This window comes from Bordetella genomosp. 2, assembly GCF_002261345.1.
In the GTDB taxonomy this organism is placed as follows: Bacteria; Pseudomonadota; Gammaproteobacteria; order Burkholderiales; family Burkholderiaceae_B; genus Bordetella_A.
In genome coordinates, this window is sequence record NZ_NEVT01000003.1 from 842,793 (window position 1) to 854,980 (window position 12,188).

At 68.9% G+C, this 12,188-nt stretch carries 10 protein-coding genes; all 10 read left to right on the forward strand.

All coding sequences use genetic code 11. The features are described from left to right. Positions 1–36: 36 nt before the first annotated feature. Complete coding sequence (locus CAL24_RS06165) at positions 37–2,127, forward strand: propionate--CoA ligase (protein ID WP_283162967.1); 2,091 nt, start codon at positions 37–39, stop codon at positions 2,125–2,127. Then, a complete protein-coding gene (locus CAL24_RS06170; RefSeq protein WP_028356330.1) occupies positions 2,124–2,531 on the forward strand; it encodes a heme-binding protein in 408 nt (135 codons plus the stop codon). The genes CAL24_RS06165 and CAL24_RS06170 overlap by 4 nt, the downstream gene beginning before the upstream one ends. Then, a complete protein-coding gene (locus tag CAL24_RS06175; RefSeq protein WP_028356329.1) occupies positions 2,528–3,862 on the forward strand; it encodes an MFS transporter in 1,335 nt (444 codons plus the stop codon). The genes CAL24_RS06170 and CAL24_RS06175 overlap by 4 nt, the downstream gene beginning before the upstream one ends. A 168-nt stretch (positions 3,863–4,030) precedes the next feature. Beyond that, a complete protein-coding gene (acs, locus tag CAL24_RS06180; RefSeq protein ID WP_028356328.1) occupies positions 4,031–6,010 on the forward strand; it encodes an acetate--CoA ligase in 1,980 nt (659 codons plus the stop codon). Between the two features lie 108 nt (positions 6,011–6,118). Beyond that, a complete protein-coding gene (locus tag CAL24_RS06185) occupies positions 6,119–7,003 on the forward strand; it encodes a DMT family transporter (RefSeq protein ID WP_028356327.1) in 885 nt (294 codons plus the stop codon). Positions 7,004–7,067: 64 nt separating this feature from the next. Further along, positions 7,068–8,078, forward strand: a complete 1,011-nt coding sequence (gene ltaE, locus CAL24_RS06190; protein ID WP_028356326.1) for a low-specificity L-threonine aldolase — start codon at positions 7,068–7,070, stop codon at positions 8,076–8,078. A 243-nt stretch (positions 8,079–8,321) separates the two neighbouring features. Then, on the forward strand, positions 8,322–9,314 hold the full coding sequence (locus tag CAL24_RS06195) for a Bug family tripartite tricarboxylate transporter substrate binding protein (protein WP_028356325.1): 993 nt from the start codon (positions 8,322–8,324) through the stop codon (positions 9,312–9,314). A 43-nt stretch (positions 9,315–9,357) separates the two neighbouring features. Then, positions 9,358–9,840: a tripartite tricarboxylate transporter TctB family protein gene (locus tag CAL24_RS06200; RefSeq protein ID WP_028356324.1), complete on the forward strand. Its 483-nt coding sequence runs from the start codon at positions 9,358–9,360 to the stop codon at positions 9,838–9,840. A gap of 28 nt (positions 9,841–9,868) precedes the next feature. Beyond that, entirely contained in the window at positions 9,869–11,407 is a 1,539-nt protein-coding gene (locus CAL24_RS06205) for a tripartite tricarboxylate transporter permease (RefSeq protein WP_028356323.1), read from the forward strand. Positions 11,408–11,451: 44 nt separating this feature from the next. Next, complete coding sequence (locus tag CAL24_RS06210; RefSeq protein WP_094806052.1) at positions 11,452–12,144, forward strand: GntR family transcriptional regulator; 693 nt, start codon at positions 11,452–11,454, stop codon at positions 12,142–12,144. Positions 12,145–12,188 lie beyond the last annotated feature (44 nt).

Consider the following 12,188-nt stretch of genomic DNA (forward strand, 5'->3'; position numbering starts at 1 on the left):
GCCCGCCCGGACGGGCCGGCCGGCCCGCCTTAGGTGATGAGGTTGGCGCGATTCTATCAAACCGCCGCGACGCCGGGTCGTTGGCGCCCGCCGGCCTTGCCATGCCGCAAGCCGCGCGGCCGGCCTGGGGAATACCCCAGGTCCGGGGGCAAGCCTGGTGCAAGTTTTGCCGGCCACAATAGCGGGGAATGGCCACAGAGCCACCCAAGGAGAGCCCGCGCATCTACGGAGACACCCATGCAAAAGACCCGCGATTTCCACCGCCGATCCATCGAAGACCGCGACGCATTCTGGCGCGAGGAGGCCGGCCGCATCCACTGGGAAACGCCGTTCGAGCAGGTGCTCGATTATTCCCGTCCGCCATTCGCGCGCTGGTTCGTCGGCGGGCGCACCAATCTCTGCTACAACGCGGTGGACCGCTGGCTGCCCCAGCAGGCCGACAAACCGGCCCTGATCTGGGTGTCCACCGAGGTCGACCGCGAAACCGTCTACACGCGCCGGCAGCTCCACGAGGAAGTCAACGCCGTCGCCGCCATGCTGCGCGAACAGGGCGTGGGGCCGGGCGACCGGGTCCTGCTCTACATGCCGATGGTCCCGGAGGCCGTGTTCACCATGCTGGCCTGTGCCCGGCTGGGGGCGGTGCATTCGGTGGTGTTCGGCGGCTTCGCCTCGGTCAACCTCGCCCAGCGCATCGACGACGCCGCGCCGAAGGTCGTCGTCTCCACCGACGCCGGCTCGCGGGGCGGCAAGGTGGTGCCCTACAAGCCGCTGCTCGACCGGGCGCTGGGCCTGTGCGCCCGCCCGCCCGGCGCGGTCATCGTGCTCGACCGCGGGCTGGCGCCGTGCGAGCGGCAGGCCGGCCGCGACCTCGACTACGCCGAGCTGCGCGCGCGCCACCAGGGTGCGCACGTGCCGGTGCAGTGGGTCGAATCCTCCGACCCCAGCTACATCCTCTATACGTCCGGCACCACCGGCAAGCCCAAGGGCGTGCAGCGCGACACCGGCGGCTACGCCGTCGCGCTGGCCGCCTCCATGGAATACCTGTTCGACGGCAAGCCGGGCGACACCTATTTCTGCACCAGCGACATCGGCTGGGTGGTGGGGCATTCCTACATCGTCTACGGCCCGCTGATCGGCGGCCAGGCCACCATTCTTTACGAAGGCACGCCGGTGCGGCCGGACGGCGCCATCCTCTGGAAGCTGGTCGAGCGCTTCCAGGTCAATACCCTGTTCTCGGCGCCCACCGCGGTGCGGGTGCTGAAGCGCCAGGCGCCCGAACTGCTGGCGCGCCACGACCTGTCCTCGCTGCGGGCCGTCTACCTGGCCGGCGAGCCGCTCGACGAACCCACGGCGCAATGGATCTCGCAGGGACTCGGCAAGCCCATCATCGACAACTACTGGCAGACCGAATCCGGTTGGCCGATCCTGTCGGCGCAGTCCGGGGTCGAGCGCGTGCCCACGCGCTTCGGCAGCCCGTCGTTCCCGGTGTACGGGTTCGACGCCCGCATCGTCAGCGAGTCCACCGGCGAGGACCTCCCGCCCGGCAGCAAGGGCGTGGTGGCCATCGCGCCGCCGCTGCCGCCCGGCGCCATGTCCACCATCTGGGGCGACGACGCGCGTTTCGTGCAGACCTACTTCACCTCCATTCCGGGCCGGCAGCTGTATTCCACCTTCGACTGGGGGCGCGTCGACCAGGACGGCTACTGGTTCATCCTGGGCCGCACCGACGACGTCATCAACGTCGCCGGCCATCGCCTCGGCACGCGCGAGATCGAGGAATCCATCAACAGCCACAGCGGCGTGGCCGAATGCGCCGTGGTGGGCGTGGCCGATGCGCTCAAGGGCCAGGCCGCCATGGCCTTCGCGGTGCTGAAGAACCCGGCCGGCGCCGCCGGCCCTGATGCCGCGCGAGCCCTGGAAGGCGATATCATGCGCGTGGTGGAAGAACAGCTCGGCGCCGTCGCCCGGCCCGCCCGCATCCGTTTCGTGGCGGCGCTGCCCAAGACGCGGTCCGGCAAGGTGCTGCGGCGCGCCATCGTGGCCATCTGCGAAGGGCGCGACCCCGGCGATCTCACCACCATCGAAGATCCCACCTCACTCGACCAGATCAAGGAATCGCTGCAATGAAAAGCAAACTCGCGTTGACCGCCGAAGATGTCAAGAAAGCGCTGGCGGCCGCCGAGGCGCATGCCGTGAAGAACGGCTGGGCGGTCACCATCGCTATCGTCGACGACGGCGGGCATACGCTGGGCATGCTGCGGCTGGACGGCGCCGCGCCGATCTCCAGCCGCATCGCGCCGGCCAAGGCGCAAACCGCCGCGCTGGGGTGCCGCGAATCGCGCGCCTACGAAGAGATCATCAACAACGGCCGCTACGCGTTCCTGTCGGCGCCGCTGCTCGAAGGCATGCTCGAGGGCGGGGTGCCCATCGTGGCCGACGGCCAGGTGGTGGGCGCGGTGGGCGTCTCGGGCGTGAAGTCGTCCGAAGACGCCGAGATCGCGCGGGCCGGCATCGCGGCGCTCGGCCTGTGACCCATCCCCTGCCACCCGAGGCAGGGCCGCAACCGGCCGCCGGCGTGCCCGCCGGCGCGCTCAACCCGGGCGTCGCGCGCCGCGAGGTCTGGGCCTGGGCCATGTACGACTTCGCCAACTCGGGCTACACCACGGTGATCCTCACCACCGTGTTCAGCACGTATTTCGTCAGCGTGGTCGGCGGCCGCGCGCACTGGGCCACGCTGGCCTGGACGGCGGCGCTGTCGCTGTCGTACCTGGCCATCATGCTCACCATGCCGACCCTCGGCGCGCGCGCCGACGCGCGCGCGGCCAAGCGCCGCCTGCTCTATACCAGCACGGCGGGCTGCGTGGCCGCCACCCTGGTGCTGACCCAGGCGGGGCCGGGGGATGTCTGGCTGGCGCTGGCGGCGGTGGCCGTGTCGAACTACTGCTATTGCGTGGGCGAATCGGTGGTCGCCGCCTTCCTGCCCGAGCTGGCGCGGCCGGCCGCGCTGGGCAAGGTGTCGGGCTGGGGCTGGAGCTTCGGCTACTGCGGGGGCATGCTCACGCTGGGCCTGTCGCTGGCGCTCGTCACGCTGGGCGAGGCCCGCGGCCTGGCCGCGCCGCAATATGTCCCGTGGGTCATCATGGTGACCTGCGCGGTATTCGCGCTGGCCGCGCTGCCTTCGTTCTTCCTGCTGCGCGAGCGCGCCGTCCCGCACGCCGTGGCGCTGCGGGCGCCCGACATGCTGCGCCGCCTGGCCGCTGCCTGGCACGATACCGGCAGGCATTTCCCCGAGTTCCGCCGCCTGTTGATGTGCGGCGCCTGCTACCAGGCCGGCATCGCGGTGGTGGTCACGCTGGCGGCGGTCTACGCCGAGCAGGTCATGGGCTTTTCCATGCCGCAGATCATGCTGCTGGTGTTCACCGTCAACATCGGCGCCGCGGCCGGGGCGTTCGGTTTCGGCTACCTGCAGGACCGCATCGGTCACAAGCGGGCGCTGGGCATCACCCTGGCCGGCTGGATCCTCATGGTGCTGGTCGCCTATGCGGCCGTGACCGTACCCGTATTCTGGGCCGCGGCGATACTGGCCGGCCTGTGCATGGGCACCAGCCAGAGCGCCGGCCGGGCCATGGTCGGCGCGCTGGCGCCGCCGGGCCGGCTGGCCGAGTTCTTCGCACTCTGGACTTTCGCCGTGCAGCTCGCCGCCGTCGTGGGCCCCCTGACCTACGGCCTGGTGACCTGGCTCACCGCCGGCAATCACCGGCTCGCCATCCTGGTCACCGGCGTGTTCTTCGTGGGCGGGCTGGCGCTGCTGACCCGCGTCGATGTGCGCAAGGGGCTGGCGCGGCGGGCGCTGCACGGCTGAGGCGTCCCGTGGCCGGCTGGTATTCTTATGACTGCAGCCGCAGGCGCGTTTGCGCATGGGCGGGCCGCTCCAGCCCCTTCTGCGTAAGGTGCCCGTAAGAGCGCGGCGATACGGTTGGGTAGCCGCAGGATGCAGTCATACCCACAAATCACGAACCCGGAGACAATCATGTCCAATACCATCGAATCCGTCCTGGTCGAAACGCGCGTGTTTCCGCCGCCCGAGCGCGCCGTGCAAGGCGCGCGCATCGCCAGCATGGACGCCTATCGGGCCCTGTGCCAGGAAGTCGAGCAGGACTTCGACGGCTTCTGGACCCGCCAGGCCCGCGAGAACCTGACCTGGGCCAAGCCGTTCACCCAGGTGCTCGACGAATCCGACGCGCCGTTCTACCGCTGGTTCGGCGACGGCGAGCTCAACGTGTCGGCCAACTGCCTCGACGTGCACCTCGCCAACGGCAACGCCGACAAGACCGCCATCATCTTCGAATCCGACGACGGCCGCGTCGACAAGGTCACCTACCGCGAACTGCTGGCGCGCGTATGCCGCTTCGCCAACGGCCTGAAATCGCTGGGCTACAAGAAGGGCGATCGCGCCATCATCTACATGCCCATGTCGATCCAGGCGGTGGTGGCCATGCAGGCCTGCGCCCGCCTGGGCGTGACGCACTCGGTGGTGTTCGGCGGCTTTTCCGCCAAGAGCCTGCAGGAGCGCATCGTCGACGTCGGCGCCTCGGTGGTCATCACGGCCGACGAACAGGTGCGCGGCGGCAAGACCATCCCGCTGAAACCGGCGGTCGAGGACGCCATCGCCATGGGCGGCTGCGATGCCGTCACCAAGGTCATCGTCTACAAGCGCACCGGCGGCAACGTGCCCTGGAATGAAGGCCGCGACCTCTGGATGCACGACGTCGAGGCCGGCCAGCCCGACACCTGCGAGCCGGTGCCGGTCAACGCCGAGCACCCGCTGTTCATCCTGTACACCTCGGGCTCCACCGGCAAGCCCAAGGGCGTGCAGCATTCGTCCGCGGGCTACCTGCTGTGGGCGCTGCTCACCGTGAAATGGACCTTCGACGCGCGCAAGGACGATGTCTACTGGTGCACCGCCGACGTCGGCTGGGTCACGGGCCACACCTACATCACCTATGGGCCGCTGGCCGCCGGCCTGACGCAGATCGTCTTCGAGGGCGTTCCCACCTATCCCGACGCCGGCCGCTTCTGGGACATGATCGCGCGCCACAAGGTCACCACTTTCTATACCGCGCCCACCGCCATCCGGTCGCTGATCAAGGCCGCCGAGGCCACGCCGGACGTGCACCCGCGCAACTACGACCTCGACAGCCTGCGCATCATCGGCACGGTGGGCGAGCCCATCAACCCGGAGGCCTGGATCTGGTACCACAAGAACGTCGGCCGCGAGCGCTGCCCCATCGTCGACACCTGGTGGCAGACCGAGACCGGCGGGCACATGATCAACCCGCTGCCGGGCGCCACGCCCACCAAGCCCGGTTCGTGCACGCTGCCGCTGCCCGGCATCGTGGCCGCGGTGGTCGACGAGACCGGCGCCGAAGTCGAACCGGGCAACGGCGGGTTCCTCGCCATCAAGCGCCCCTGGCCCTCGATGATCCGCACCATCTGGGGCGACCCGGAACGCTTCAAGAAAAGCTATTTCCCGCCCGAGCTGCGCGGCTACTACCTGGCCGGCGACGGCGCGCAGCGCGATGCCGACGGCTATTTCTGGATCATGGGCCGCATCGACGACGTGTTGAACGTCTCCGGCCACCGCCTGGGCACCATGGAAGTCGAGTCGGCGCTGGTTTCGCATGAGCTGGTGGCCGAGGCCGCCGTGGTGGGCCGGCCCGACGACACCACCGGCGAAGCCGTGGTGGCGTTCGTGGTGCTCAAGCGCGCCCGCCCCGAAGGCGAGGAGGCCCAGGCCATTGCCAAGCAATTGCGCGACTGGGTCGGCAAGGAGATCGGCCCGATCGCCAAGCCCAAGGACATCCGCTTCGGCGACAACCTGCCCAAGACGCGCTCCGGCAAGATCATGCGCCGCCTGCTGCGCGTGGTGGCCAAGGGCGAGGAAGTCACCCAGGACGTCTCCACGCTCGAGAACCCCGCCATTCTCGACCAGCTCTCCAAGTCCGTCTGAAGGCTGGTGCCTGGTGCCACGATCATGGCGGCACCATGGGAGTATCATCGGATGCGCCCGCCCGGCTGTGCCGGGCGGGCGCTTTTTCTTTGACCTGGAAGCCTGCGCGTGAGCCACAGCAATTTCGACCGGACCGGACTGGCCTTGATGTTCACCACCATCATGGTGTGGGCCGGCAGTTGGATCGCGATGAAGCTGGTGGTGCCGTACATCGCGCCGTTCCAGTTCGTGGCGGTGCGCTACCTGTCGGGCAGCATGGTGCTGTTCGCGCTGCTGGTGGCGTTGCGGCGCCCGTTGGGCATGACGCCCTGGAAACTGACGCTGTTGACCGGCTTGACGCAGACCGCCGGCTTCCAGGGTTTCGTGCAGACCGCGCTGGTCTCGGGCGGCGTCGGCAAGGTCTCGCTGATGGCCTACACCATGCCGTTCTGGGTCGTGCTGTTTGCCTGGTGGATCTTGAAGGAACGGCCCACCGCCCGCCATGCCATCGGCATCGTCCTGGCGGCGGCGGGGCTGGTGTGCTTCCTGGAGCCCTGGGGCGGCATGGGCGATGCGGCGCCGGTGCTGCTGGCCCTGGGCAGCGGGCTGTGCTGGGGGCTGGGCACGGTGCTGTCCAAGCGCATGTTCGACCTGCACGCGCCCGACCTGATGACCTTCACCGCCTGGCAGATGCTGCTGGGCGGACTGGTAATGACGCCGGTGGCGCTGTGGGTGCCGCATGCCCCGGCGCAATGGGGCTGGCAGCTATGGACCGGCATGATCTACATTGTCCTGATCGCCACCGCGGCCGGCTGGCTGCTGTGGCTGTCGGTGGTGCGACGGGTGCCGGCCTCGATCGCCGGCCTGTCCAGCCTGGGCGTGCCCATCGTGGCCGTGCTGCTGGCGTGGGGCCTGCTGGGCGAGCAGCCGACCCTGACCGAGGCCGCCGGCATGGCGCTCATCCTGTGCGGCTTGTGGGTCGTCAGCCGCGCCGCCCGTCCGGCAGCCCGATGAGGCCGGCGCTGTTTTCCCCTGGCGGGCCGGTGGCCGGCCAGCATACCGACACACTGGAGCATTCATGATCGATTTGCGCAGCGATACCGTCACGCGGCCGACCGCCGCCATGTTGCAGGCCATGACCTCGGCGCCGGTGGGCGACGACGTGATGAACGACGATCCCACTGTGCGGCGCCTGCAGCAGGCCGTGGCCGAGCGGGCCGGCAAGGAGGCCGGGCTGTTCTTCCCGTCCGGCACGCAGAGCAACCTGGCGGCGTTGATGGCGCATTGCGGCCGCGGCGACGAGTACCTGGTCGGCCAGCTTGCCCACACCTACAAGTACGAAGGCGGCGGCGCCGCCGTGCTGGGCAGCATCCAGCCGCAGCCGGTCGAGCATGCGCCCGACGGCACGCTGCCGCTGGAAAAGCTGGCCGCCGCCGTCAAGCCGCATGACGACCCCCACTATGCGCGTACGCGCCTGCTGGCGCTGGAAAACACCTTCCATGGCAAGGTCATCCCGGCCGGCTACATCGACGCGGCGGCGGCCTTCGCGCGCGAGCGCGGGCTGGCGCTGCACCTGGACGGAGCGCGGGTGTTCAATGCCGCGGTGGCTTCCGGCCGTCCGGTGGATGCCGTGTGCGCGCCGTTCGATACGGTGTCGATCTGTTTTTCCAAGGGCCTGGGCGCGCCGGTGGGCTCGGTGCTGGTCGGCAGCCGGCCGCTGATCGATGCCGCGCGCCGCTGGCGCAAGGTGCTGGGCGGCGGCATGCGCCAGTCGGGCGTGCTGGCGGCCGCCTGCGTGCACGCGCTGGAGCACCACGTCGAACGCCTGGCGCAGGATCACGACAACGCCCGGCTGCTGGCCGAGGGCCTGCGCGGCATCGAGGCCGTGCAGGTCTTGTCCCAGGACACCAACATGGTGTTCGTGCAATTCGAGCCGGCCCATTGCGAGCCGCTGACGCGCGCGCTGCAAGAGCAGGGCATCCTGATGCGCGCCGTCTATGGCGGCCCGACCCGCCTGGTCACGCACCTGGACGTTTCGCAGGACGACGTCCGGCAAGTGGTGCGCGCCGTCCAGGCGTATTTCGGCTGACGCGGCCGGCCGGCCAGGGCCGGTTCCCACACAGGTGACGCCCCGCTCAGCGGGGCTTTTTCATGCCCGGCCGCCGGCTGCCCGAGCGGCCGGGCGAGGCTGCATCATGGAAAACCCTTAAAACGCATAATGAATAATGAATGCATTATTCATATATCATGAGCCCACAGCCCGACGACGGATGCCATGCATGTCCGTCGCGACGCCCGGTTCTCCGGGTCCATCCATCATTCTGGAGAGACAATGAACACCACATCATCGTGGTCCGCCGGCCTGCTGGCCTGCGCGGTATTGGCCGCGAGCCCGGTCCAGGCGCAGCAATGGCAGCCCGAGCGGCCGATCGAATTCGTCGCCTCGGCGGGGGCGGGCGGCGGCACGGACATCTTCGCGCGCGCCATCCAGTCGGTCATCGCCAAGGACAAGCTGGTCGACACGCCCATCATCGTTACCAACAAGGGCGGCGGCAGCGGCGCGGAGGCGTACATCTACGCCAAGGGCAATGCCGGCGACCCCTACAAGGTGTACTTCGGCACGCAGGAGGTCTACGTGCTGCCGATCGCCTCCAAGCTGTCGTACAGCGTGAGCGACGTGACGCCGGTCTCGACCATGATCTTCGACCCCTTCCTGCTGTGGGTGAACCCCGAGTCCGGCATCAAGGACGTGCCTGGTTTCGTGGCGCGCGCCAAGCAGGGCGGCATGAAGGTGGGCGGCGCCCGCGCCAAGGAAGCCGACGAGACGCTGGTGTCGCTGATCCAGAAGGCCATCGGCGCCAAGTTCGTCTATATCCCGTTCCGCAGCGGCAGCGAGACCGCCGTGCAGCTGGCGGGCGGCCATATCCAGGCCAACGTCAACAACCCGAGCGAGAGCGTCGAGCAATGGCGCGCCGGCAAGCAGCAGCCGCTGTGCGTATTCAGCGCCGAGCGCATGCCCGGCAAGGACAAGGTCACGGCCACCCAGTCGTGGTCGGACATTCCCACTTGCCGGGAAGCCGGGCTGGACGTGCCGGTGTTCGAACAGCCGCGCATGATGTGGCTGGCGGCGGGCACGCCGCCCGAGGCGGTCGCCTTCTATCGCGAGCTGTTCAGGAAAGTCAGCGAAGCGCCCGAGTGGCAGGCCTACGTGGCCCGCGCCGCGCAGATCCCGCGGGTGATCTCGGGCGACGCCCTGGCGGACTTCGTGCGCAAGGACCAGGCCCGCTACGGCGAGATCTACGCCAGCAACGGCTGGGCCAAATAGGCCGCGCGCGGACGCCGTCGCCAGCCATCCGCCAGGAGCAGGCATGACCATCACTCGCTACGCCATGGAAGTGGCCGCCGCCTGCGCCACAGCCGCAGCGGCCGTTCTGATCGGCGCCTCCTCCCATGCCCTGGGCATCGGGTGGAGCGACGCCGGCCCCGAGTCGGGCTACTTCCCGTTCTACATCAGCGTGCTGCTGCTGTTGGGCAGCCTGGCCAACCTGGCGCGGGCGCTGGCGGGACGCCGGCGGCTGGGGCAGCCGTTCATCGAGCCCGGCCGCAGTGGCGCGGTGGCGGTGTTCGCCTTGACGCTGCTGGGCTTTGCCGTGCTGTGCGCGGTGCTCGGCATGTATCCGGCCATCGCCATCTATCTGTGCGGGCTTACCTGGTGGCGCGGCGGCTTGGGCGCCGGCCGGGCCGCCGCCCTGGGCCTGGGCGTGACCCTGTTCCTGTACGGCGCGTTCGAATACGCCTTCCAGCTGCCGCTGCCGAAAGGCCCTTTGCTCAACCTGCTGGGCGTGTACTGAACCCCGGCCGATTCCAGGAACCCGCGCAATGGGCAATTTCAACGAACTGCTTCACGGTTTCGGCATTGCGCTGACGTTCCAGCATGTGCTGATCATCGTCGGCGGCGTGCTGCTGGGGCTGGTGGTCGGGGTGCTGCCCGGGCTGGGCGCGCCCAACGGCGTCTCGCTGTTGCTGCCGCTGACCTTCACCATGGACCAGGTCAGCGCCATCATCCTGCTCACCAGCATGTACTGGGGCGCGCTGTTCGGCGGTTCGACCACATCGATCCTGTTCAACATACCGGGCGAGCCGTCGTCGGTGGCCACCACCTTCGACGGCTACCCCATGGCGCGCCGCGGGCAGACCGCCCGCGCCCTGACCCTGGCCTTCGGCTCGGCCGGCTTCGGCGCGCTCAGCGGGGTGGTGGTGATTACCTTGCTGGCCAACTGGATGGCCTCTTTCGCGCTGCAGTTCGGGCCGGCCGAATACTTCGCCGTGTATTTCATGGCGTTCGCCGGGTTCGTGGGCATGTCCAGCAACGGGGCCGGCAAGACCGTGGTGTCGATGATGCTGGGTTTCGCGTGCGCCACGGTGGGCATCGACACCATCTCGGGCAGCGCCCGGCTGACCTTCGGCATGGACTCGCTCATCTCGGGCATCAGCTTCCTGACCGCGGTGATCGGCCTGTTCGGCCTGGGCGAGCTGCTGATGACCATCGAGGAGGGCACCAAGTTCCAGGGCGCCAAGGCGCGCATGCCGGCGCGCGAGATCCTCGTCACGCTGGCCGAGATCCCGCGCTATTGGCGCACCGTGATCCGCAGCACCCTGATCGGCTGCTGGATGGGCATCACGCCCGGCGGGCCGACCGCCGCTTCGTTCACCAGCTACGGCATGGCGCGCCGCATGTCGCGCAACGGCGCCCAGTTCGGCCAGGGGCAGCCCGAGGGCATCGTGGCCCCGGAGGCGGCCGACCATTCGGCCGGCTCGTGCGCGCTGCTGCCCATGCTGACGCTGGGCATCCCGGGCTCCGCCACCGCGGCGGTGATGATGGGCGGCCTGATGATCTGGGGCCTGTCGCCTGGCCCCATGCTGTTTTCCGAGCGGCCGGATTTCGTCTGGGGACTGATCGCCAGCATGTACATGGGCAATGTCATCGCCATGGTGCTGGTGCTGGCCACGGTGCCGCTGTTCGCCGCCTTCCTGCGCGTGCCCTTCAAGATCATCGGGCCGATCATCGCCGTCGTGTGCCTGACCGGCGCCTTCACGGTGGCCAGCAAGGAGTTCGACATCTGGCTGGCGCTGGCGTTCGGCGCGGCCGGCTACATCTTCAAGAAGCTGGATTATCCGCTGGCGCCGTTCGTGCTGGCGATGGTGCTGGGTGACAAGGCCGAGGACGCCTTCCGCCAGGCCATGTTGTCTTCCGGGGGCGAGGCCAGTATCTTCTGGGCGAACAAGCTGGTCGGCGCCATGATGGTGATCGGGATCCTCCTGCTGGCCCTGCCGCTTGTCGCGCCGCTCTGGCGCCGGGTGTCGGGGCGCGGCAAATCGTCCGCCGCGCCGCGTCCCGCGGTCGCCAAAGAGAGTTGAAGCCGCCGGCGCTGTCTACCGGTTTCTACTGATCGAGCCTCATCATGGACCACCCCGAGACCTCGGAAAAAATCGTACGCGTCAGCCTGCACGACACGCTGATCGCCAATTTGCGGGCGCTGCTCATCCGCGGCGAGCTCAAACCCGGCCAGAAGGTGCCGGAACAGGCCCTGTGCCGCCGCTTCGGCATTTCGCGCACGCCCATGCGCGAAGCCCTGAAGGTGCTGGCGTCGGAAGGCGTGTTGCAACTGCTGCCCAATCGCGGCGCCATCGTGGCCGTGTTGCGCGAAGAGGAAGTCGAGCAGCATTTCCCCGTCATGGCGGCGCTGGAGGCGGTGGCCGGCGAAACCGCCTGTCGCCGGGCCACCGATGCCGACATCGCGCGGGTGCGCGCCATGCATGACGCCATGATCAAGCACTACCGCGCCGGCGACGAAGTGTCGTACCTGAAATACGGCCGCGCCATTCATTACGCGTTCTTCGAGATCGCCGACAACGCCGTGCTTACCGGCTTCTACGACCAGATCCTGATGCGCGTGCACAACGCCCGCTATGTGCGCAGCAAGTCGCAGGACAACTGGGATCGCGCCGTGCGCGAGCACGAAGCCATCATCGAGGCGTTCGAGGCGCGCGATGCCGAGCGGCTTGGGCGGCTGCTCAAGGCGCACGTCGCGGGCACCGTCGTGAACATCGCCAAGGAATCCATCCAGCGCGACCAGCCGCCCGCCCAGCCCTGACGGGCCGGCGGCGGGTGCCCGCGCGCTCCACCTCTCGATACGAG

Coding starts and splice junctions, on each gene's coding strand:
- CAL24_RS06170 (WP_028356330.1), top strand. CDS start 2,124: ATGAAAAGCAAACTCGCGTTGACCGCCGAAGATGTCAAGAAAGCGCTG.
- ltaE (WP_028356326.1), top strand. CDS start 7,068: ATGATCGATTTGCGCAGCGATACCGTCACGCGGCCGACCGCCGCCATG.
- CAL24_RS06210 (WP_094806052.1), top strand. CDS start 11,452: ATGGACCACCCCGAGACCTCGGAAAAAATCGTACGCGTCAGCCTGCAC.
- CAL24_RS06195 (WP_028356325.1), top strand. CDS start 8,322: ATGAACACCACATCATCGTGGTCCGCCGGCCTGCTGGCCTGCGCGGTA.
- CAL24_RS06200 (WP_028356324.1), top strand. CDS start 9,358: ATGACCATCACTCGCTACGCCATGGAAGTGGCCGCCGCCTGCGCCACA.
- acs (WP_028356328.1), top strand. CDS start 4,031: ATGTCCAATACCATCGAATCCGTCCTGGTCGAAACGCGCGTGTTTCCG.
- CAL24_RS06205 (WP_028356323.1), top strand. CDS start 9,869: ATGGGCAATTTCAACGAACTGCTTCACGGTTTCGGCATTGCGCTGACG.
- CAL24_RS06165 (WP_283162967.1), top strand. CDS start 37: ATGAGGTTGGCGCGATTCTATCAAACCGCCGCGACGCCGGGTCGTTGG.